The 20430-nt window shown below is 45.0% G+C and carries 19 protein-coding genes and 1 pseudogene; 17 read left to right on the top strand and 3 right to left on the bottom strand.

Features of this window, described 5'->3' with window-relative positions; all coding sequences use genetic code 11:
- Positions 1–966: 966 nt before the first annotated feature.
- The 3 genes and pseudogenes from MKX30_RS13530 to MKX30_RS13520 all read left to right on the top strand — a co-directional run.
- A pseudogene (locus MKX30_RS13530) lies at positions 967–1515 on the top strand (WXG100 family type VII secretion target); the annotation flags it as partial.
- Complete coding sequence (locus tag MKX30_RS13525; protein WP_071558963.1) at positions 1499–1789, top strand: hypothetical protein; 291 nt, start codon at positions 1499–1501, stop codon at positions 1787–1789. The pseudogene MKX30_RS13530 and the gene MKX30_RS13525, both read left to right, overlap by 17 nt.
- A 315-nt stretch (positions 1790–2104) precedes the next feature.
- Positions 2105–2407 (top strand): YunC family protein, encoded by a 303-nt coding sequence (locus tag MKX30_RS13520; RefSeq protein WP_023987881.1) that lies wholly within the window; start codon positions 2105–2107, stop codon positions 2405–2407.
- A gap of 151 nt (positions 2408–2558) precedes the next feature.
- Here MKX30_RS13520 and mtnA read toward each other — a convergent pair whose 3' ends face one another.
- Positions 2559–3668, bottom strand: a complete 1110-nt coding sequence (gene mtnA / locus MKX30_RS13515) for an S-methyl-5-thioribose-1-phosphate isomerase (protein WP_338533427.1) — start codon at positions 3666–3668, stop codon at positions 2559–2561.
- Positions 3669–3673: 5 nt separating this feature from the next.
- Positions 3674–4897 carry an S-methyl-5-thioribose kinase gene (mtnK, locus tag MKX30_RS13510; RefSeq protein WP_028542908.1) on the bottom strand — a complete coding sequence of 408 codons (1224 nt, stop codon included), beginning with the start codon at positions 4895–4897 and terminating at the stop codon, positions 3674–3676.
- Between the two features lie 313 nt (positions 4898–5210).
- Between mtnK and MKX30_RS13505 the strand changes: the two genes are divergently transcribed.
- The 7 genes from MKX30_RS13505 to MKX30_RS13475 all read left to right on the top strand — a co-directional run bounded on the left by MKX30_RS13505 (position 5211) and on the right by MKX30_RS13475 (position 11964).
- On the top strand, positions 5211–5681 hold the full coding sequence (locus tag MKX30_RS13505) for a Dps family protein (RefSeq protein WP_013309551.1): 471 nt from the start codon (positions 5211–5213) through the stop codon (positions 5679–5681).
- A 445-nt stretch (positions 5682–6126) separates the two neighbouring features.
- Positions 6127–6909 carry a Fe-S cluster assembly ATPase SufC gene (gene sufC / locus MKX30_RS13500; protein ID WP_013309552.1) on the top strand — a complete coding sequence of 261 codons (783 nt, stop codon included), beginning with the start codon at positions 6127–6129 and terminating at the stop codon, positions 6907–6909.
- A gap of 23 nt (positions 6910–6932) precedes the next feature.
- Complete coding sequence (gene sufD, locus MKX30_RS13495; protein WP_023987884.1) at positions 6933–8237, top strand: Fe-S cluster assembly protein SufD; 1305 nt, start codon at positions 6933–6935, stop codon at positions 8235–8237.
- Positions 8234–9457, top strand: coding sequence for a cysteine desulfurase (locus MKX30_RS13490; protein WP_076264325.1), 1224 nt, complete (start codon positions 8234–8236; stop codon positions 9455–9457). The genes sufD and MKX30_RS13490 overlap by 4 nt, the downstream gene beginning before the upstream one ends.
- Positions 9447–9869 carry a Fe-S cluster assembly sulfur transfer protein SufU gene (sufU, locus tag MKX30_RS13485; RefSeq protein WP_013309555.1) on the top strand — a complete coding sequence of 141 codons (423 nt, stop codon included), beginning with the start codon at positions 9447–9449 and terminating at the stop codon, positions 9867–9869. The genes MKX30_RS13490 and sufU overlap by 11 nt, the downstream gene beginning before the upstream one ends.
- A gap of 30 nt (positions 9870–9899) precedes the next feature.
- On the top strand, positions 9900–11297 hold the full coding sequence (gene sufB, locus MKX30_RS13480; RefSeq protein ID WP_013309556.1) for a Fe-S cluster assembly protein SufB: 1398 nt from the start codon (positions 9900–9902) through the stop codon (positions 11295–11297).
- A 304-nt stretch (positions 11298–11601) separates the two neighbouring features.
- Complete coding sequence (locus tag MKX30_RS13475; RefSeq protein ID WP_023987886.1) at positions 11602–11964, top strand: YmaF family protein; 363 nt, start codon at positions 11602–11604, stop codon at positions 11962–11964.
- Positions 11965–12177: 213 nt separating this feature from the next.
- Here MKX30_RS13475 and MKX30_RS13470 read toward each other — a convergent pair whose 3' ends face one another.
- A complete protein-coding gene (locus MKX30_RS13470; protein WP_023987887.1) occupies positions 12178–13242 on the bottom strand; it encodes an HD-GYP domain-containing protein in 1065 nt (354 codons plus the stop codon).
- Between the two features lie 319 nt (positions 13243–13561).
- Between MKX30_RS13470 and MKX30_RS13465 the strand changes: the two genes are divergently transcribed.
- The 7 genes from MKX30_RS13465 to MKX30_RS13435 all read left to right on the top strand — a co-directional run bounded on the left by MKX30_RS13465 (position 13562) and on the right by MKX30_RS13435 (position 20335).
- The gene (locus tag MKX30_RS13465) at positions 13562–15016 is read left to right on the top strand and encodes a bifunctional metallophosphatase/5'-nucleotidase (RefSeq protein ID WP_341062900.1); all 1455 of its coding nucleotides are present in this window, start codon (positions 13562–13564) and stop codon (positions 15014–15016) included.
- A complete protein-coding gene (locus tag MKX30_RS13460; RefSeq protein ID WP_025722542.1) occupies positions 14970–16130 on the top strand; it encodes an HD-GYP domain-containing protein in 1161 nt (386 codons plus the stop codon). The genes MKX30_RS13465 and MKX30_RS13460 overlap by 47 nt, the downstream gene beginning before the upstream one ends.
- A 97-nt stretch (positions 16131–16227) precedes the next feature.
- Positions 16228–17358: a radical SAM/CxCxxxxC motif protein YfkAB gene (gene yfkAB, locus MKX30_RS13455; protein WP_075154000.1), complete on the top strand. Its 1131-nt coding sequence runs from the start codon at positions 16228–16230 to the stop codon at positions 17356–17358.
- A gap of 108 nt (positions 17359–17466) precedes the next feature.
- Positions 17467–18816, top strand: a complete 1350-nt coding sequence (locus MKX30_RS13450) for a hemolysin family protein (protein WP_023987891.1) — start codon at positions 17467–17469, stop codon at positions 18814–18816.
- Positions 18817–19056: 240 nt separating this feature from the next.
- Positions 19057–19281: a spore coat associated protein CotJA gene (locus MKX30_RS13445; RefSeq protein WP_025722540.1), complete on the top strand. Its 225-nt coding sequence runs from the start codon at positions 19057–19059 to the stop codon at positions 19279–19281.
- Position 19282: 1 nt separating this feature from the next.
- On the top strand, positions 19283–19732 hold the full coding sequence (locus MKX30_RS13440) for a spore coat protein CotJB (protein WP_023987893.1): 450 nt from the start codon (positions 19283–19285) through the stop codon (positions 19730–19732).
- 33 nt (positions 19733–19765) lie between these two features.
- Positions 19766–20335 (top strand): manganese catalase family protein, encoded by a 570-nt coding sequence (locus tag MKX30_RS13435; protein ID WP_013309567.1) that lies wholly within the window; start codon positions 19766–19768, stop codon positions 20333–20335.
- The last annotated feature ends 95 nt before the right edge of the window (positions 20336–20430 follow it).

Below are 20430 nucleotides of genomic sequence, written 5' to 3'. Positions count from 1 at the left end.
AATATGTTTATAATAACTGGTATGTAGCTAGTTGCGAGAAGCATGGTGAAAAACCAATTGATTTGACATCTACTTTGAAATTGTTCCTGAATGTAAAATGGAAGAAATGAGACAGTTGTTGCATCGATGGAGTAACACCATAAAAGCAGGATTTTACTGTCACTTTTAAGAAATGTATATGGAATAAATATAGGAAGGCAAGTTGTTGAATAGTAAAATCACAATTCTCAATGGCAAAGAATCATTTTTGTATCGATTTATCTTAAATACAATTAACTTTGGAACCTTTCATGCTGATACTTTACATATTTCGATGAATTAGTGATTGAAGAGTTGCAAACGCACGAAAAACTAGTTGGTTAGGGAAAAATGATGCTGGAGAGCCTTTTGGAGATAATTCAGTATTAAAATTGATTACCACAATAAGACTGCCAAATGGCCATCAATGAGAATATCAAAAATTACTGGATGGATTCGCCCCAATGAAAATATGACCTATGAAGAAGTATACACTTTTTACGCCAAGTGCGATTTTATCCCAGATGGAAAGTTGCTCAAATATATAGAATAAAACATAACAGTATAACATTGAAAAGATAAACCATAACAGTATGGCAATGGTAAAAAGATTTTATGGCTGTAACATTAAATTTTGAATTAGAATGCAGACTGATAAAGATCTAACCCAGTACCAAATTCATAAGATTGTTAATGCCGCAGTTGAGAAAGTGCATAAGGAATTAGAAGAACTCAAAAAAGATTAAAAGAACTCGATGATGGCAAAACTCATGGGATATTGCTAATGCTTATTCCTGAGTTGCAGGATATGGTTGTTGTTACATCCTATAAGGCCTTTAGACGCAGATAGAAAGTTTATCCTTTCTTGTAACGATTGGGAATTAATATGGTGTTCCATAAATTTGAATAGTGTTTTTATGTCATAACGAACTTAAACAGAGGTATAATATGACAACAATTAAAGTGACACCTGAGCAGCTTACGACTGTCTCCAAGAAATTAGAACAGGCACAACAATTAGTAGCTCAAATGAATAGCAATTTAGTACAACAAATTTCATCTATGGGGCAATTGTGGGAAGGGCTGACTAAGGAGGAATTTTACAATTAACCCCATACATCTCAGAAGAATATGAATGACTTACCCTGACGAATTCTAGTGCTAGGGAGTACGTCACCATGCAGATAAATTCAGATTAGCAGATCTGATGGAAGCAGGGAACATTGACGCAAGTTGTTTACCACCCCCACCTAATTCTTGTGATGTTCCTACTGCAGATACATGAAACGCATTTCGAAAATCGGCAGATAGCTTAACTGAACTAGGTCAGGATTTTGTAGCCGCTAATTCAAAATGCTATGAGAAGAAATTCAATTCAGTGTGAAGCTTCTTAGATATATGTCTTTTGGTATTCCAAAAGGAATGTATCATGGGTACATGGAACGGGCAGCTAAACAAAACGATTCATGGAGATGTTCTTTTGGAGATTATGAAGTTAGACGATATTATTAAAACACCCAATAAAGGAATCATTTTAATTGGAACAAATATTGGATTAGATAAGCAGGATCATACGAATCTGAAAAGTTTGATAGGTTCAAAAATACAAGTAGATAAGGTAGATGGGACAAAATGTGAACTGGACGTATTGGATATTAGCCTTTCTTTTTCCATTGCTAACCTTCCACTCATTGGTATTAGTGTAAAGGATTCAGAAAATATTAAAGATATAAAAAAGGGAACACAAGTAGTGCAATTGTTGGATGGATAAGGTAATCAAGCAGATGGACAAAATGTCCATATAAAAGATATCCCCGATTCAATTGGAGAAGATGAATGGGTTGAAGACTATAAATGGTATGCTGCAATAGCAGCAAGGAACAGCCACATCTGAGCAAGTAAGGATGTTGGACCAGAGATACTGAAGGAATAATATTGTGAACACAGATAAAGTAAATGTGTCCACTTTCTAGTCTAGACCCATAAGCCTCCTAATATTTTGAATGTATCCACGGGCGTCCACACTTACCCGGAAATGCTGCATAAAATATCCCGGGTGAACAAAGAGGAGGTGCATGTAATAACCATGATACACATGGAATCCGTGCAAGTGGGTGAGCATACATTTATCGGAGTTGAGGTCAAACTGCCTAAAACAACGCTGTTGACGATCTCTAACTCCCGTGGTTACATCATGTGTGGTGCACTGGATGTTGGGCTGCTCAATGAGCGGCTGGCGGATCGGAAAATTCTTGCCGCACGAGCTGTGGGGGTAAAAACGCTGAAGGAATTGTTGGAAGCGCCGATGGAATCGGTGACGACTGAAGCGGAGCAACTGGGGATTAAGCCAGGTATGCCAGGATACGAAGCACTTTTGAAACTGGTGTAATGAAGCCTATGTGCATATGTTGCATAAAAGTAGAGGAACAAGAACCGAAAAAAACCGGACTTTTTGGCTCCGGTTTTTTTCTATGAAAAGTATTATTCTATCGAGAAGAATCATTTGAATTATATACGAACGATATGACCTGCAAGAACAATTATTCGGCAAACAAATGGGTCAGGTTCTCGCTAAAGGGTGCTTGTACAATCCCTTTTTCGGTAATGATGGCGGTAATGTACTCATGAGGTGTAACGTCGAATGCTGGGTTGTAGACTTTGATGCCCTGCGGGGCGGTCCTTTTACCAAAGCTTTCGGTAACTTCCTCCGCAGAACGCTCTTCAATCGGAATATCTGCGCCTGTTGCGGTCTGCAAATCAATGGTAGATAGTGGCGAAGCGACATAAAAAGGAATGCCATGCGCCTTCGCTAGCACAGCTAGGCTATAGGTGCCAATTTTGTTGGCCACATCTCCATTAGCAGCGACTCTATCTGTGCCGACAATAACGGCCTGTACCCATCCTTTGGACATCACCATGCCCGCCATATTGTCACAGAGCAGGGTGACATCAATGCCTGCCTGCTGAAGCTCGAAAGCGGTCAGGCGCGCCCCCTGCAGCACGGGGCGGGTTTCGTCGGCAAATACTTTGAGGTGAATGCCGTTCTCCTGCGCAAGGTACATCGGCGCGAGCGCTGTTCCGTATTTCGCTGTCGCCAATCCGCCTGCATTGCAGTGAGTAAGTACGCCCATCCCGTCCTCGAACAGAGGTAAAGCATGGATACCGATCTGGCGACATACTTCCTCATCCTCTGCCTGAATGGCTGTGGCTTCACGCTCCAGCCCGGCATTCCAGTCTTCGACCTGACCTCCGCTAGCTTCATCGATGAGTTCCCCAGCCCGCTTCTTCATGCGGTCCAAGGCCCAGAACAGGTTCACTGCCGTCGGGCGTGAAGTAGCCAAATGTCCGCACACGGCGTGTACATGCTGCAGCCACCCAGCAGCGTCGGTGCCGTCGTAGGCGGTAGCTCCTAGCACAACGCCGTAGGCCGCAGCCATCCCGATAGCGGGCGCACCACGTACCTTCATGGCATGTATGCCATCCCATACTTCCTCGGCCGTGAATAAATCCAGCATGACAATCGTTTCGGGCAGCAGACGCTGATCCAACATAGACAAGCGGTTGCCTTTCCACACCAGCGAAGATAGAGCCTGACTGGACACTGCAGCTTTCCCAGAGGTTACGGGCGCCGATTCTTTCTTTTCACTCATATTCTTTAAGCTCCTTTAGTTTGGGCAGCTGTTGCTGTCCGAACAATGTCTCCCAGTTCCCGAATCGAATGAAGCTCGCGATTGCGAAGAACCAAGGATTTACCGATAGATAACGCCAGACGTTCCGCAGCTTCCTTGATAGCAGGATCGGCAATGGTGTCGATATCTGCCACATGCGACAGGCTGATGATACGGCGAATCACTTTGCACCCTGCAAAACCAATCGTATCTTGCAGTACTTTCTGGAGATACAAGTCCTGATATCCCGCTGTACGTGCCATATGATCGGTGACATGCTCATCCCACAGTTTGCGGAACCTACGCTCAAACTGCTCCCATACCTGAATGGCGGTCTCCAGAACCCAGTCACGCCTTTCCTTTAGAGCCTTCTCGCCAGAGGTCCATCCGGGTTGTGCTGCGTAGTTCAACAGCAGATTGGCGATCACTGCTCCGATATCAAAGCCCATGGGTCCGTAGTAGGCAAATTCAGGATCAATGACTTTAGTCGATTCGGTCGTTACAAAAATGCTGCCAGTATGAAGGTCACCGTGCAGAAGCGCTTCGGTTCGTGTCAAAAACTTTTCTCGCAGCAAAGCCACTTCCAGGTGAAGCACTTGATCTGTACGTAGTGCCTCTGCTTCGTCTTCGATGTACGCACCATAGTTGTTATTATCTGAGATCCGATACGGTTCATCCAGAATCAGATCTTCAGTTATTTTGCAGAGATCCGGGTTGATAAAGCGTTTAACCAGGTCTTTTTTATCCTGCTGATTCATGCCCAAATCTGAGGTGAAGAAGAGCGTGCGTGCCAGAAACTCCCCAATATGATTAGCGAAATATGGATAGGTGTTTCCTTCTATTAGTCCCTTGCGCATGATGGTGTGTGAGCTAAGATCCTCCATCACGGTCAACGCAAGCTCATCGTCATACGCCAGTACCGCAGGAACCAATTCGGGGCAAATGTAGTGTTCCTGCTGAAGTGCCTCGCGTTCAATACGGGCACGATCCAGTGAAAGCGGCCAGGATTCACCCACAATTTTTACATAGGGAAGTGCCTGCTTGGCAATGATACTCTTGTTAGATTCAGAATCCGTAATATGAAAAACCAGATTTAAGTTACCATCACCGATTTCTCGGCATTCCAGATGGGCTTCCTGACTAAAAAATCCGGGGATGTTCTTCACGAATTCGATTGCTTCTTCAGTCGTTAAAGGATGATATTGGGACAACGAAGTCACCTCCATAAAATGTGCGCATGTAAATAGTTTAAAAAATATCACAATATTAAACCAAGTATTTTGATATGATATAGAAAGTATAACGAAAATCATTGAAGTTTTGTACATTTTTTTTATGGGGATTGAAAGAGGAAGAAAGGAGAACTCTTTTTTTGTTTCGTCTCCGTATAGAGAGGGTAAATATGAGACAGACGTCCGGCAGGTGATATTAGGATGCCCGCTGGCGTCTTACCGTCAGTAATGACGGTGATGGATATGTAAACGTTCCTGAAAGTCAATTTGATGAAAAAGGAAGGGATTTATGATGGCTAAAACAACAAGTAACTCGAAAAATACGCAAACCAAATCGGTGGAGGAACTTTTAAACCGTCAAGTCGCTAACCTCAATGTGTTATATGTAAAAATTCATAACTATCACTGGTATGTGAAAGGCTCTAGTTTCTACACACTCCATGTTAAATTTGAAGAGTTATACAATGAAGTGACATTGAAAATGGATGAGATCGCCGAGCGTTTGCTCGCGTTGAAAGGTTCTCCTTCCGCAACGTTGAAGGAATATCTGGAGCTGTCGTCGATTCAGGAAGCAACCGGCAACGAAGATGCTCCTAAGATGGTACAAACCTTGATCGAGGATTTTGCAACTGTATGCGAGGAGTTTCAGGAAGGTATCGAACTGGCGGAAAGCAATTCCGACCAGCCAACTGCAGATTTGCTGATTGGTTATAAAGCGGATCTGGAGAAACATATGTGGATGCTTCGCTCTTATTTGGGCTAATTGGCCGAATTTCGCTCCATTACCCAATGCCTAGTTCGGTGAAATTAATTCCACTCCATAGTGATGGGGTTACGCTCTGAAATAAACTCTCTACATGTAAAACGCTACTGACGTCATGCTGTCAGTAGCGTTTTTATGGCTGGAAAAAGATCATGCATCCCATGTTTTTTGTACAAATTTATAATTATATGAACAACCACAGGATGAATTTTGCTATTTGTGTGCCTAGTAGGGTGAACATTTTATGAAGAAAGTTGGATAACGTGTGTCTGTTGGTTGCACCCTTAAAGATATTTATTATAAAATAACTTGAGAATCATTGAGAATCAGTTTAGAATGATTATAAATAAATTTTTAAATATTACTTGAAATCAGGGGGCTCCCCTGTTTAAATATACTTTCTGATTTCGACACCACACTACATTTTTTGGAGGGTATTGCGAATATGGCTACAAACTTTAAGATTGAAGGTCTCAAGGCGACCATTGAAGGCAAGGAAATTTTGAAAGGTATTAACCTCGAAATGAAGGGCGGAGAAATCCATGCCATCATGGGTCCTAACGGTACGGGTAAAAGTACACTCGCGTCTGCTTTGATGGGTCATCCTAAATATGAAGTCACAGATGGCAAAGTAACTTTGGATGGAGAAGACGTGCTGGATATGGAAGTGGATGAGCGTGCACGTGCAGGATTGTTCTTGGCGATGCAGTATCCGAGTGAAATTGCAGGGGTAACGAACTCCGACTTTTTGCGTAGTGCGATCAACGCACGCCGTGAAGAAGGACAAGAAATCTCCCTGATTAAGTTTATCCGTCAAATGGAAAGCAAAATGAAAGAGCTCGAAATGAATCCTGAGTTTGCTCACCGTTACCTGAACGAAGGCTTCTCTGGTGGTGAGAAAAAACGGAATGAAATTTTGCAAATGATGATGATTGATCCGAAAATTGTCATTCTTGATGAAATCGACTCCGGTCTGGATATCGATGCTTTGAGAATCGTGGCTAGCGGTGTCAACGCTATGCGTTCCGAAGAGCGTGGTTTCCTTATCATTACTCACTATCAACGTCTGTTAAACTACGTTAAACCAGATTATGTACATGTAATGATGCAAGGACGTATCGTTAAATCCGGTGGTCCTGAGCTTGCTGAGCGTCTGGAAGCGGACGGTTACGACTGGATCAAGGAAGAGCTGGGTATCGTTGATGAAACTGTAGGACAAGAGGCGTAAGCCGGAAGCGAGGAGGAAAACTAATGACTACACAAACAATCCTTCCGGTAGATTCCGAGCAACTGCGTGTTCTGTCCGAACGTAACGGCGAACCATCTTGGTTGGCCGAAGACAGACAAAAAGCACTTGAGCTTGCAGGCAAACTGGAGCTTCCGGTATTTGAAAAAACAAAAATCGAACGATGGAAATTAAACGATTACGGTCAACATAAACAGAACGAGGTCATTGCATCGGTAGGGCAGGTCCCGGCAGCCATTGCTGATCTGGTCAAAGAGCAACAGGAGGGTGGTCTGATTATTCAGCGCAACTCCGGCGCGGTATATGTGAAGCTGAGCGAGGAATTGGCGGCGCAAGGCGTCATTTTCACGGATTTACAAACAGCGGTTAAAGAGCATGCTGATTTGGTTAAAGCTCATCTGAACACAGTTATTAAGGCTGAAGAAAATTCATTATCTGCATTGCACGCAGCACTCTGGAACGGTGGAGTATTTGCTTATGTGCCTAAAAATGTAGAGCTGAACGTTCCGCTTCAAGCTGTATTCCTGACGGACGATGCGACTGCAACGTTTGCGCCGCATGTGCTGCTCATTGTCGAAAGCCACAGTTCCGTGACTTACGTAGACAACTATGTATCTGCGGATTTGGCGGCACCTGTTCTTCATAACGGTGCGGTAGAAGTTGTTGCAAATGCAGGAGCTAAAGTACGTTATGCGACAGTCCATCAGTTTGGAGAGCAAGTAACGGATATTTCGATTCGTCGTGCTACGTTGGGAAATGACGCAGCTATCGAATGGATTGTGGGCGAAATGAACAACGGCAATACAGCAAGCAATACCATGTCCGTGCTCAAAGGCAATGGCTCCAATTCGGATGCCAAGATCATTGCTGTTGGTTCCGGCTCACAAAAGCTGAACTATACGACACAAGCACAGCATTTTGGTAAAAATTCCGCCAGTCAGATGATTACGCGCGCAGTAATGCGTGAAGAAGCGTCTTCCATCATTAACGGAATTACAAAAATTGAAAAAGGTGCTACCAAAGCAGACGGTCAGCAAACAGAACGTGTTCTTATGCTCAGCCCGAAAGCGCGTGGTGACGCTAACCCGATCCTGCTGATTGATGAAGATGATGTAACGGCAGGTCACGCAGCATCGGTTGGTCAGGTAAACCGTGAACAAGTGTATTACTTGATGTCCCGCGGGATTAGCCGTGCAGAAGCTGAACGTCTGATTATTTATGGCTTCTTGGCACCTGTCGTATCTGAAATTCCGCTCGAAGGACTTCAACATCAGCTGCAAAGCCTTGTTGAAAGGAAGTTAGGCCAATGAATACTGCATTGATCCGTGAACAGTTCCCGATTTTACATCAGGAGATTAACGGTCATCCGCTGGTTTATTTGGATAATGCGGCCACTTCGCAAAAACCGCTGGCGGTCATCGAGGCGATCAAGCACTACTACGAATATGATAATTCAAATGTTCACCGTGGTGTGCATACCTTGGGTAGTCGCGCAACGGATGCTTATGAAGGTGCGCGGGAGAAGGTAGCCCGCTTTCTGAATGCAAAGCGCAGTCAGGAAATTATTTTTACAAGAGGAACAACAACGGCGTTGAATCTGGTCGCTTCTTCCTATGGCAGGGCTAATTGCCAGGCAGGTGATGAAATTGTCATCACCCAAATGGAGCATCACAGTAATCTGATTCCGTGGCAACAGGTAGCTAAAGCCACAGGCGCGACTTTGAAATATATTCCACTTCAAGAGGATGGTAGCGTTGATCTTGCTGATGTGGAGAATACCGTTACAGAAAATACGAAAATTGTAGCGATTGCGCATGTCTCCAATGTGCTGGGTGTTGTGAACCCTGTCAAAGAGATTGCAGCTATTGCGCATCGCAAAGGCGCAGTCATCGTTATAGACGGTGCACAAAGCACACCACATATGAAAGTAGACGTGCAAGACATCGATGCTGACTTTTATGCCTTTTCGGGTCACAAAATGTGTGCTCCTACTGGGATCGGAGCACTGTACGGCAAGAAGGCGCTGCTGGAAAACATGGAGCCCATTGAGTTCGGCGGTGAAATGATCGACGATGTGGGATTGTATGAATCCACATGGAAGGAGCTGCCTTGGAAATTCGAAGGTGGAACCCCGATTATAGCCGGAGCCGTTGGTTTGGGAGCTGCCATTGATTTTCTGGAAAGCATCGGACTGGACGCCATTGCACAGCATGAAAGCCGTCTGGTCGACTATGCTCTCAAACGTCTCCGTGAAGTGGAGGGGTTGACGATTTACGGACCTGCAGAACGTCATGTCGGGCTTGTAACATTCAACTTGGATGATGTGCATCCGCATGATGTAGCTACCGTATTGGATAGCAAAGGGGTGGCTGTACGTGCAGGCCATCATTGCTGCCAGCCATTGATGCGCTGGTTGAAAGCCAGCGCGACTGCACGTGCCAGCTTTTACCTCTATAACACGGAAGAGGAAGTCGACGCTTTGGTCAGCGCCTTAATCCAAACAAAGGAGTATTTTGGCGATGCAACTTGATGACTTGTACCGACGCGTGATTATGGATCATTATAAAAATCCGCGCAATCGCGGACGTTTTGAGGACGATGCCGTTACGGTGGATTTGAATAATCCTACGTGTGGTGACCGGATTTCTCTTCAACTCAAAACGAAAGACGGCGTGGTCGAAGATGCCCGTTTTACTGGCGAAGGCTGCTCGATTAGTATGTCCTCAGCTTCGATGATGACAGAAGCGGTCAAAGGAAAAACGATTGATCAGGCACTGGATATGGCAAGCCGCTTCTCTTCTTTAATGAAGGGAGAAGCCGTTGAATTCGATGATTATGAAGAATTGGAAGCTTTGTCAGGCGTGAATAAGTTCCCGGCCCGCATCAAATGTGCGACACTGGCTTGGAACGCGCTGCGCAAAGGGATTGATGAAGATAAATAATTTAAATAGAACAGAGGAGGTTTGAGAAACATGGCCAAGAAAGCACCGGAAATGGAAGAGTATAAATATGGCTTTCGTGACGAGCACAAGTCCATTTTCCAAACAGGTAAGGGTCTCACTCCGGAAATTGTAAAGGAAATCTCCAAAATTAAGGATGAGCCAGAATGGATGCTGGAGTTCCGTCTGAAAGCACTGAAACAGTTTGAAAAAATGCCAATGCCAAACTGGGGCGGAGATATGGATGAACTGGATTTCAACGATATCCAGTACTATGTAAGACCTTCCGAGAAACAAGGGAAGACATGGGAAGAAGTTCCGACGGAAATTAAAGAAACCTTTGATAAACTGGGTATTCCTGAGGCGGAGCAAAAGTTTTTGGCTGGTGTATCCGCACAGTATGAATCCGAGGTTGTCTACCACAGTATGCAAAAGGAACTGGAAGATCAGGGCGTTATTTTCATGGATACCGATACGGCGTTGCGTGAGCATCCTGAGATTCTGAAAGAGTATTTTGCAACAGTTGTACCTCCTGCGGACAATAAGTTTGCTGCACTGAACAGTGCGGTATGGTCAGGTGGTAGCTTCATCTATGTACCAAAAGGCGTGAAATGTGAAGTTCCATTGCAGGCTTACTTCCGTATCAACTCGGAAAACATGGGTCAATTTGAGCGTACGCTTATTATTGCGGACGAAGACAGCTTTGTGCATTATGTAGAAGGTTGCACGGCTCCAATTTACAGCACGAACTCACTGCATAGTGCCGTGGTCGAAATTATTTGTAAGAAGAACGCACGCGTTCGTTATACAACGATCCAGAACTGGGCACCAAACATCTATAACCTGGTAACCAAACGTGCGGTTGCAGAAGAAAACGCAACGATGGAATGGGTCGATGGTAACATCGGTTCCAAGTTGACGATGAAGTATCCAGCCGTTGTATTGAAAGGCCGTGGAGCGAAAGGGATGGTCCTGTCCATCGCTGTTGCAGGCAAAGGCCAGCATCAGGATGCAGGTGCGAAAATGATCCACTTGGCACCAGACACCACCTCCACAATTGTATCCAAGTCGATCAGTAAGCACGGCGGTAAAGTAACGTATCGCGGATTAGCTTCATTCGGTCGTCAGGCTCAAGGTGCAAAATCGAATATCAAGTGTGATACGCTGATTTTGGATAATCAATCAACTTCAGATACTATTCCTTATAATGAAATTATGAATGACGACATCACGCTTGAGCACGAAGCAACGGTTTCCAAGGTATCGGAAGATCAGCTGTTCTATCTGATGAGCCGTGGTTTGACTGAAGCAGAGGCAACGCAAATGATCGTTATGGGCTTTATTGAGCCGTTCACCAAAGAGCTGCCGATGGAATATGCGGTAGAAATGAACCGTTTGATCAAGTTCGAAATGGAAGGCAGTATTGGTTAAAACGCAGTAACCCTTGGTGTGACAAGGTTTTTGAGGTATTCTAAAGCTGTTAAATCGGAGTCGTGCCGATTTTGTGCCGACTCGGATTTCCTGCTAGTATAGAAGGCGAACTTTTTAAGTTCGTCTTCTTCTATTTTTTCCGTAATGTCTAAAAAGACTTCGGCAGTTTTCTGAAACCGCTTTTATAAGGGGAGATAGAATTAAAAAAAATTATTGTTAGGACTGCGGATAATTGCCTAGCACTTAACTATGTTTGCTTAATAGGATATTGTAAAGCCACAAAACATAAGGAGGCAGGCAACGGATGCAGAAGAATAAAGCTGGAGTGAAGAAGAAAACCCTCTCTTCTAAACAGACACAGAGGCATGTACATGAATTTGAAGGTAGTACCAAACTGGCTGAAGAAGGCGCAGACCGACATAACCACCGCTTTGCAGGTGTTACTGGGCAAGCGATTCGAGTTGGAAGAAGTCATGTCCATGAAATTGATCTTTCAAAAACTGATTTCGTGAACCATTTTCATAATCTGAGAAGGATTAGAACAGGACCCGCTATTCCAGTCGGAAATGGCAAGCACGTACATTTTGTTACGGGCCAAACCACATTAAATGATGGTCATGTACACCAGTTCAATTTCGCAACATTGATTCAGGCACCTCTTATTTAATAAACAAATGTAGCAAATAATATAGTAGTAGAAACGCGTTTTTATTGTTTTTGATCGTTGTAAATTGTGACTAGGTTAATGTCCCTAACATAAAAAGAGGCTGTCCTTCGTAGAATAACCTACGAATCAAGGACAGTCTCTTTTTATTCGCGTAGCCTGGGCTTCGGCAAGACATTTCGTTCCACCGAAGTAACGCCGGGAGGCAGTAGCGGATCAGGATTCCAAATAAATTTCATCAATGGATACATGGCGTTCCCTAGATAAATCTACATATTCATCATCGTTAATTCTCACTAAGGGTCTGAAGTAATCAGCAGGATTGTTCAGAATAATCGTTCCTGTCTGCCCTGTAGTCAGCAGAACCTGCTTATTAATGAAATTAGGAAGCATATGTCTGATGAACACTTGGGTAGCTTCTGGGTTTAGATGTCCAAAACTCATGCTGTGCAGCTCGCGTAATACGGCGAGTAGCTCCTGCTTCGTCTGGTACACACGATTGGAAATCATCGCGCTATACACGTCTGCAATAGCTGTTATGCTGGCAAAAGGATGAATTTCTTCCTTGAACAGTCCATGGGGATATCCACTTCCATCTTCACGCTCGTGATGCTGCAAGGCGACAATTGCAGAAATCTCATCGCTGGTTGAATTGCGAATAATATCATAGCCATAGAGAGAATGTTTCTTCATTTCATGAAATTCTTCAGGTGTCAGTTTATCTGGTTTGTTCAAAATTTCATCCGGTATCATGGATTTGCCTATATCGTGTAAATATCCGGCTTTACCAGCAGCATAAGCTTCTTCTTCTGTATATCCAAGCCATGTGGCAATGTAATATGACAGTACACCTACTTGGAGAGAATGATTATAGGTATAGTGATCTCCCCGCTCCATAATTAACAGCAGAGATACGACATCTTTTTGACGAGCCAGCTCTGAAACGAGAGGGCCGAACAGTTCATCAACTCGATATTCATCAAATTTTCCAGTTGAGGAAGCTTCGAGAAACATGCTTTCAAAGCCACTGATCGTCTGCTCCATGAGGGGAACGGCGCGTTTGAGGGATTCAGGGGAAGCTGGAACATCGGGGGCAAAGTCAACCGGAATGCTCGCAGAACCGGCATCAATGTCGATATAATCGACACCATGCATAATGAGTTTGGAAATGTCGTCATGCTGAAGCTCGGTGCCCTGAATCATGACAGGTACACCGTGCCCGTTGTATGTATCGGATTTGAGGCGATCTCCCGGCTTGGCATCGGTAACGTGAACTCTCATGTGCTAACCTCCTTATTGTCGTAAATTTGTCGAAAATATGAAACAACCCTAATATATCAAGAATTATATGGGATGACAACGACTAAATTACTATTATTCCAAGCTGTAAAATAGGTCCCAGGAACCCGTTTCCTATCAGATACCTACAGTAGATAACGTCAATGCTTTTCACTATGTTTATGATGTGAGATTGTTCAGAGAGTACAGCGAAGCTTAAGGACTATGTCCACTCATATGTACCATATTGCTAAATAACATGGTATGCTTAAACATTAGAAGCTCCAAAGTCGATATATATAAAGTATAGAGGAGGGCGGTTATGGAGATGACGACTCGGCAAACGTTGACCATTTTGCATACCAATGATATCCATAGTCATTTTGGCAGTATGCCTTCGATAGCCGCGATGATCGATGAACGAAGAGCCGCATCACGGGATGCGCTGCTTGTGCTCGACATAGGAGACCACATGGACCGGATGGCCCCCGAAACGGAAGGAACGCTCGGTGGGGCAAATGTGGATGTGATTAATCTAACAGGATACGATGCAATTACGATCGGTAACAATGAGGGACTGACTTTTACCCCGGATATGATTGAACAGGCATATGCGGGAATTCATTGTCCGGTCGTATGCGGCAATATGACAGAGCGTGCTACGGGGATGAGCCCTTCGTGGATGAAGGAATCCCTTATCGTAAACAAAGCTGGAATCAAGGTCGGTTTACTCGGTGTGACGGCTCCTTTTGTAGAGTTTTATCAATTGCTGGGCTGGGATGTGCTCAATCCGTTTGAGGTGCTGGGGAAGCAGATCGCGGCACTGAGAAAGCAGGTTGATGTTTTGGTCGTGATGTCGCACCTGGGTCTACCTTCCGATCAAAAATTAGCGTCGCAGTTTCCTGAAATTGACGTTATCCTTGGAGGTCACACCCATCATGTGCTGGAGGAACCGCTTTGGATCGGAAAAACAGCTTTATGTGGGGCGGGGAAGTTCGGAACGCTGCTGGGTGAAGTGACACTAAGTCGTAACAATAGCCTCGAACCGTTTCGAGTCACGTCAGGCGGCGTAGTTCCTGTAGATCAGACACTACTGGACGAAAAAGTGGCATCGGCCATTGTGGTGCATCGCAGACAAGCAGAGCGCACCATGGAGAGCACCATTGCGGTGACGGATCGGAAACTGGAGATTGCATATGATCAGGAATCCCCTTTTGGGAATATGCTGGCACAAGCGGTGTCCCATTTTACAGGAACAGAAATTGCCCTCGTCAATGCGGGACAACTGCTCGGCCCATTACCTCAAGGGGATATCAGCAAAGGAATACTACATTCCTTATGCCCTTCGCCGATTAATGCCTGTGTTATGAAGTTGCGGGGAAGAGATATTCGGTTGGCGCTGGAGCAGTCCTTGCTGCCTGAATTTACAGACAAGCCCATGACGGGCTTTGGCTTCAGAGGCAAAGTGCTTGGCACGATGTGTGTGGAAGGCTTGGCCATTCAGTATGACTCGGGCCGTGCTCCTTATGAAAAAGTGACGGACATTCGTGTAGCGGGTCAACTATTGGAAGAGCATGAGGAATACACAGTGGGCACGTTGGATATGTTCACTTTCAAAGCAGGTTATGAAGTGCTTGCGAACGGAACAGATCTCCGATTTATGCTTCCAGAATTTTTACGGGATTTGATTGAAATGGAGTTGAAGCGTCCGGGCGCGATGGAAGAATGTTTTGCAGCTAGGTGGCTTCAGGTATCAAAACAATCGGGAGAGGATTAAGCTGCGACTGGTACCTGTTACATTATTGAGAGCCGGCATGAAGCTGGGCAAAAAAATATACAATGAAAACGGAATGGTGCTGCTCTCGGAAGGTGTTGAGCTTACTTCGCGATTGATTGAACGTCTAGGCCAAGTCGGTATTGGATATGTATACATTGAGGATGCTGTGACAGAAGATATCGTCATTCCTGAGATGATCCATGAACAGACAAGGGCCGCGGCGCTACAGGAAATCAAAAAGCAGTTTCAAGGGTTGTCATCCTACTCCGTAGATCATAAGCACAAATATTTTGGCAAGTCATTTTATAAGGTGATGGAATCCATTCTGGACGATATTGGAGGCCGTCAGGACACCATCATTATGTTGATGGATATCGGGGCCGCGGATCAGGATTTGTATCATCATTCTTTGAACGTATGTTTATATTCACTAGTACTTGGAATATCCAATGGCTACGATAATAACCAGCTCATGGAGCTGGGGATAGGTTCACTACTGCACGATATCGGTAAAATGAAAATTTCACCTCAAGTACTCTATAAGCCGGGTAAATTGACGGATGAGGAATATGAGCATATGAAAACACACACGGTGATCGGCTACAAGCTGCTCAAAGACGAGCCTGGAATTCCCTTGTTGTCGGCTCATTGTGCATTACAGCATCATGAGCGTATCGACGGCAGTGGATACCCACATGGTTGGAAAAAGGACCAGATCCACGAATATGCGAAATGGATCGGTCTGGCGGACTCGTACGACGCAATGACAGCAAGTCGGATATATAAACAGGCTTTGTTGCCTTATGAAGCGATGGAAGTGCTGTACGCCGGGGCAGGAACGTTATATGAGCAGCGAATGCTGGAAGCCTTTCGTGATTGTGTAGCTATTTATCCCCTGGGACTCTCTGTGGTGCTCAACACGGGGGAAGAGGGGGTCGTGGTGCGTATACATCCCAAAATCCCGCAAAGACCCGTCATTCGCATTGTAAGGGACCGGGATGGGCAGGAAGTGAAGGCACCTTATGATGTCGATTTGTCCGTATCCCTCTCGGTTATGATTACAAACACATTGGGCGCTACTGCCGCCCCTTTCGGAGGAGTACACGTAGATTAGCAGATGATGTGGAAGAAAGCATGCAGACACTTTACACATCATGATATGATAATTATACGTCTTTTGAGGTTAATAACAGAAATAAGGTGAAAACATAATGACAGTTCTACAAAATAACACGCTACCCCAAATATCGCCAACCTATGATCCGTGGGACCCGATTGTCTCACTGCGTACACATGGTCGTCATTTGCTAACGAGTGTGGAAATGACCGTAACGCATCTATGTAATATGCGCTGTGAGCATTGCGCTGTTGGCGACATGTTGGTTATGAAGGAGGCCCCTTTCCTGCCGTTAGACCTAATGCTGAAGCGTCTGGATGAAGTCGAGCATCTGGAGACCATCAGTATTACAGGCGGGGAACCTGCTTTACTCGATAAAACAGTGGATGAAGTGATCGTTCCACTGCTGAAATATGCCAAGGAGCGCGGTATTCGCTCACAAATCAACTCCAATCTGACGTTAGATATTCGCAGATATGAGAAGATGCTTCCTTATCTGGATGTGATGCATATTTCGTTTAACTATTTGAATGCGGACGATTTTTATGAAGTGGGTTTTGCAAATACCCGCCGGCCGACTCCACGTGCGGGTGCTGTTCGCCTGTATGAAAAAATGATGGAAAATGCCCGCAGATTGAGTGAAATGGGAATGTTCATTTCAGCTGAATCCATGATTAATTATCGGACACACACGAAGCTGGAGGGCATTCATCAGTTAATCAACGAAATGGGATGCCGACGGCATGAAGTTCATCCAATGTATGCGTCGAATTTTGCCTCTGCTTTGCCTGTGCTTTCACTCGACGATATGCGAAACTCTATCCATAAGCTGCTGGATGTACGTAATCAGGACATGTGGATGTTGTTTGGGACATTACCGTTCTTTGCTTGTTCGGATCGGGAAGAAGACCGCAAACTGCTTCGCCGCTTGCGTCAGGAACCGAATATTACGGTGCGTAATGATCCAGACGGAAGAAACCGTGTGAATGTGAATATGTTCACGGGTAGCGTGTATGTGACGGATTTTGCAGACATTCCGGCTTTCGGAAACATTCAGGAAGACAGTCTGGACGATATTTTTGGTGAATGGCTGAATGAGCATCCGCTGAATCAGACTGTGAACTGTCATTGTGATGCCGCTGCCTGTTGTGGACCGAACCTGCTCGTGGCGGATATGTACTACAAAGGAATAGACTTTAAATCAAGAAAAGCATTACAATTATGAGTATTTTTGCATGATTTTAATTAGCAACTTCCAATCAATAAAATTTGGATTGAATTGCTTGCAAACCAAAAGATGCAAAATGCAAACTATAGAAATGGGGAGTTCGTATTGGATGGTCATACCGAGTTTCATTGGGGATTGCTAGCTGTGAATCTCCTCTTGGTACTGCTGCTTGTCTTTCTAAATGGTGTATTTGTGGCCGCAGAATTTTCGTTGGTCAAAATGCGCCAATCCCGATTGACGCAGCTCCAAAGCGAGGGTCATCGCCTGGCAGGCTATGCGCTGAAGGTGAACCAAAAGTTGGATGCTTATCTGTCCGCCACCCAATTGGGCATTACGCTGGCTTCATTGGGCTTGGGTTGGATTGGAGAGCCAGCAATATCCGGCTACCTGATAGAGCCACTCATGCACAAACTCGGTGTAACTGACGGTACACTGATTACAACGGTATCCGTTATCGTCGGATTTTGCGTAATTACCTTTTTGCATATCGTATTGGGGGAACTGGCGCCAAAGTCCTTAGCGATTCAGAAGACCGAAGGTGTGGCGTTGTTTTTATCGGCGCCTTTGCTGCTTTTTTATAAGGTCTTTCTGCCTGTGATCTGGGTATTGAATGCTGCGGCAAATTTACTGTTGCGTGCATTCGGCATTCAGCCGGCGAGTGAAGCCGAAGCGGCTCATTCGGAGGAAGAGATTCGTATATTGATGAATCAGAGCGCCAAAAGCGGTGTGATTGATAAGGACGAAATTAAGCTGATGGATAATATTTTTGATTTTTCTGACTTGCTTGCCCGCGAAATCATGCTGCCGCGTACAGATATGGATTGTTTGTACACGAATTTGTCGTTTAAGGAAAATCTCAAGATTATCAGCGAGACCAAGCATTCCCGCTACCCGGTAGCGGTTGAGGATAAAGACCAGATTATCGGTTTTGTCCATATTACGGATCTTCTGCTAGCTGAGCAGGGAGAGCAACTGGATCTGGCTTCGGTGGTACGTCCTATTTTGAATGTGCCGGAGTCCATGGAAGTGAGTCACGTGCTACGCCTTATGCAGAAAAAACATTCCCAAATGACTCTCGTGGTAGATGAGTACGGCGGAACGGCCGGGCTGCTGACAGCGGAGGAAATTTTGGAGGAAATCGTCGGGGATCTCTATGATGAATTTGAGGATGAACGCCCGAGCGTGGAAATGAAGGAGAACTTCATCTCTGTGGACGGTCGTATGCTCATTGAGGATGTCAATGATTTGACTGGAGTGAATATTGAAGACGACGAGGTGGATTCCATCGGGGGATGGCTGTTCAAGGAATTGGAAGGCATTCCGGTGAAAGGGAAGAAAATTGAGTTTTATAACCTTACCTTTGAGGTGGAGGAAGCAACAAGGCTTCGCATAATGAGAGTGAAGATTCACCGCAAGCCTGAGCCTGTGATTGAAGATGAGCTTTCTACCGATTGATTCCTGATCCACAGAGATAGGTAAGATCAGTTGAGGTATGTAAGTTATTATAGAGTGCTGAAGAAAGAGCCTTTAGATCCACGTACCGTGGGTTTAAAGGCTCTTTTTTGATTAGAAACAGTTCTATAGTTATTTTCTTTGAACAATTATTTTTATCTGTGATTTTTTGTTCGAGACTTGGGCGATGCGGCATATGTTGAATAGTAAAGCAGATGGATCAATCAAAGGAGGTCCCGGCCCGTGAAATTTCCACAGCAAGGTGAGTATGCCCCGTTTGTCGGCCCGTTCGATCCGTGTCCACCCGTCCTGTGCAAGACTTATGTGCTTCCGCCAAACTTATTTGTACAATTTCAGCCCCCTGGTCTACCGCAATTCAGTCCAGATGAGGCGCTGACGAAGGGGACACTATGGCCTCTACTTTACAGCCCTTATGAGCCTATGAGAAACCAGGGGGGAGGCGAATAGAATGGAGAATCCAAAACAGGGTCAGTCCCCAAACCCATTCCAACAGCAAATTCAGCATGAGAGTGGGTATCAACAGCCGAATCCATATCAAAGCCCTTATTCAAATCCGTATTCATACCAGAACCAGTATCAGAGCCAAGCTCAGGACTATAGTCAAGCCGGAAACCCAGCCCAAGGCTGCACGCCCCAAACCAAGCCGGGTGATGCCCAGTTTTATGCGCTGTTGGAGAAGCTTCAGGCGGTAGATTTTGTATTGGTGGAACTGAATTTGTATCTCAATACACACCCGGATGATTTACAGGCTATCGAACAGTTCAATAAGCTGACGCAGGAAAGAACGGCGATTGCTAACGAGTACCAGATCTTATATGGGCCTTTACAAAATTTTGGCCGTGCCTATTCCAAGTATCCTTGGGAATGGAACCAAACTCCTTGGCCGTGGCAGGTCTAGGTAGGTACAACCTTTTATAAAGGAGGAACATGAATGTGGGTATATGAGAAAAAACTGCAATATCCCGTACGTGTCAGCAAATGTGATCCTCATATGGCCAAACTGCTTATGGAGCAGTATGGTGGAGCGGATGGCGAGCTGGCGGCGGCTTTGCGGTATCTGAATCAGCGGTATACGATTCCGGATAAGGTTATCGGCGTACTTAATGATATAGGTACGGAAGAATTTGCGCACCTCGAAATGATTGCGACTATGATTTACAAGCTGACCAAGGATGCGAGTGTAGAGCAAATGAAGGCAGCCGGGCTGGGGGAATATTATGCGGCGCATGATCATGCGCTGTATTACCAGAGCGCAGGCGGAGTTCCTTTTACAGCGACCTATTTTCAAGCCAAGGGTGATCCAATTGCGGATTTGTATGAGGATATTGCGGCAGAAGAAAAGGCGAGAGCTACATATCAGTGGCTGATTGATTTAACAGATGATGTGGATTTGCAGGATAGTCTGAAGTTTCTGCGTGAACGCGAAATAATCCATTCGCTCCGTTTCCATGAGTCTGTGGAAATTTTGAAGGGGGAAAGAGATCGGAAGAAAGTGTTCTGAGAAAATGATACACAAGGTCTCTTGGTGAGCTTAAGCTTGCAGGAGACTTTTTTCTTTTGAAGTCATCTAAGCTATGAAATGGTCGTTCTCAAGGA

The sequence above is a fragment of the Paenibacillus sp. FSL P2-0173 genome (assembly GCF_038008045.1).
GTDB classification, from domain to species: domain Bacteria; phylum Bacillota; class Bacilli; order Paenibacillales; family Paenibacillaceae; genus Paenibacillus; species Paenibacillus polymyxa_B.
This window is presented reverse-complemented; position numbering and strand designations above follow the sequence as displayed.

Coding starts and splice junctions, on each gene's coding strand:
- mtnA (WP_338533427.1), bottom strand. CDS start 3,668: ATGAGTGAAAAGAAAGAATCGGCGCCCGTAACCTCTGGGAAAGCTGCA.
- MKX30_RS13440 (WP_023987893.1), top strand. CDS start 19,283: ATGGAGAATCCAAAACAGGGTCAGTCCCCAAACCCATTCCAACAGCAA.
- MKX30_RS13475 (WP_023987886.1), top strand. CDS start 11,602: ATGCAGAAGAATAAAGCTGGAGTGAAGAAGAAAACCCTCTCTTCTAAA.
- MKX30_RS13505 (WP_013309551.1), top strand. CDS start 5,211: ATGGCTAAAACAACAAGTAACTCGAAAAATACGCAAACCAAATCGGTG.
- MKX30_RS13465 (WP_341062900.1), top strand. CDS start 13,562: ATGGAGATGACGACTCGGCAAACGTTGACCATTTTGCATACCAATGAT.
- sufB (WP_013309556.1), top strand. CDS start 9,900: ATGGCCAAGAAAGCACCGGAAATGGAAGAGTATAAATATGGCTTTCGT.
- MKX30_RS13520 (WP_023987881.1), top strand. CDS start 2,105: ATGATACACATGGAATCCGTGCAAGTGGGTGAGCATACATTTATCGGA.
- yfkAB (WP_075154000.1), top strand. CDS start 16,228: ATGACAGTTCTACAAAATAACACGCTACCCCAAATATCGCCAACCTAT.
- MKX30_RS13435 (WP_013309567.1), top strand. CDS start 19,766: ATGTGGGTATATGAGAAAAAACTGCAATATCCCGTACGTGTCAGCAAA.
- sufD (WP_023987884.1), top strand. CDS start 6,933: ATGACTACACAAACAATCCTTCCGGTAGATTCCGAGCAACTGCGTGTT.
- sufU (WP_013309555.1), top strand. CDS start 9,447: ATGCAACTTGATGACTTGTACCGACGCGTGATTATGGATCATTATAAA.
- MKX30_RS13470 (WP_023987887.1), bottom strand. CDS start 13,242: ATGAGAGTTCACGTTACCGATGCCAAGCCGGGAGATCGCCTCAAATCC.
- sufC (WP_013309552.1), top strand. CDS start 6,127: ATGGCTACAAACTTTAAGATTGAAGGTCTCAAGGCGACCATTGAAGGC.
- MKX30_RS13490 (WP_076264325.1), top strand. CDS start 8,234: ATGAATACTGCATTGATCCGTGAACAGTTCCCGATTTTACATCAGGAG.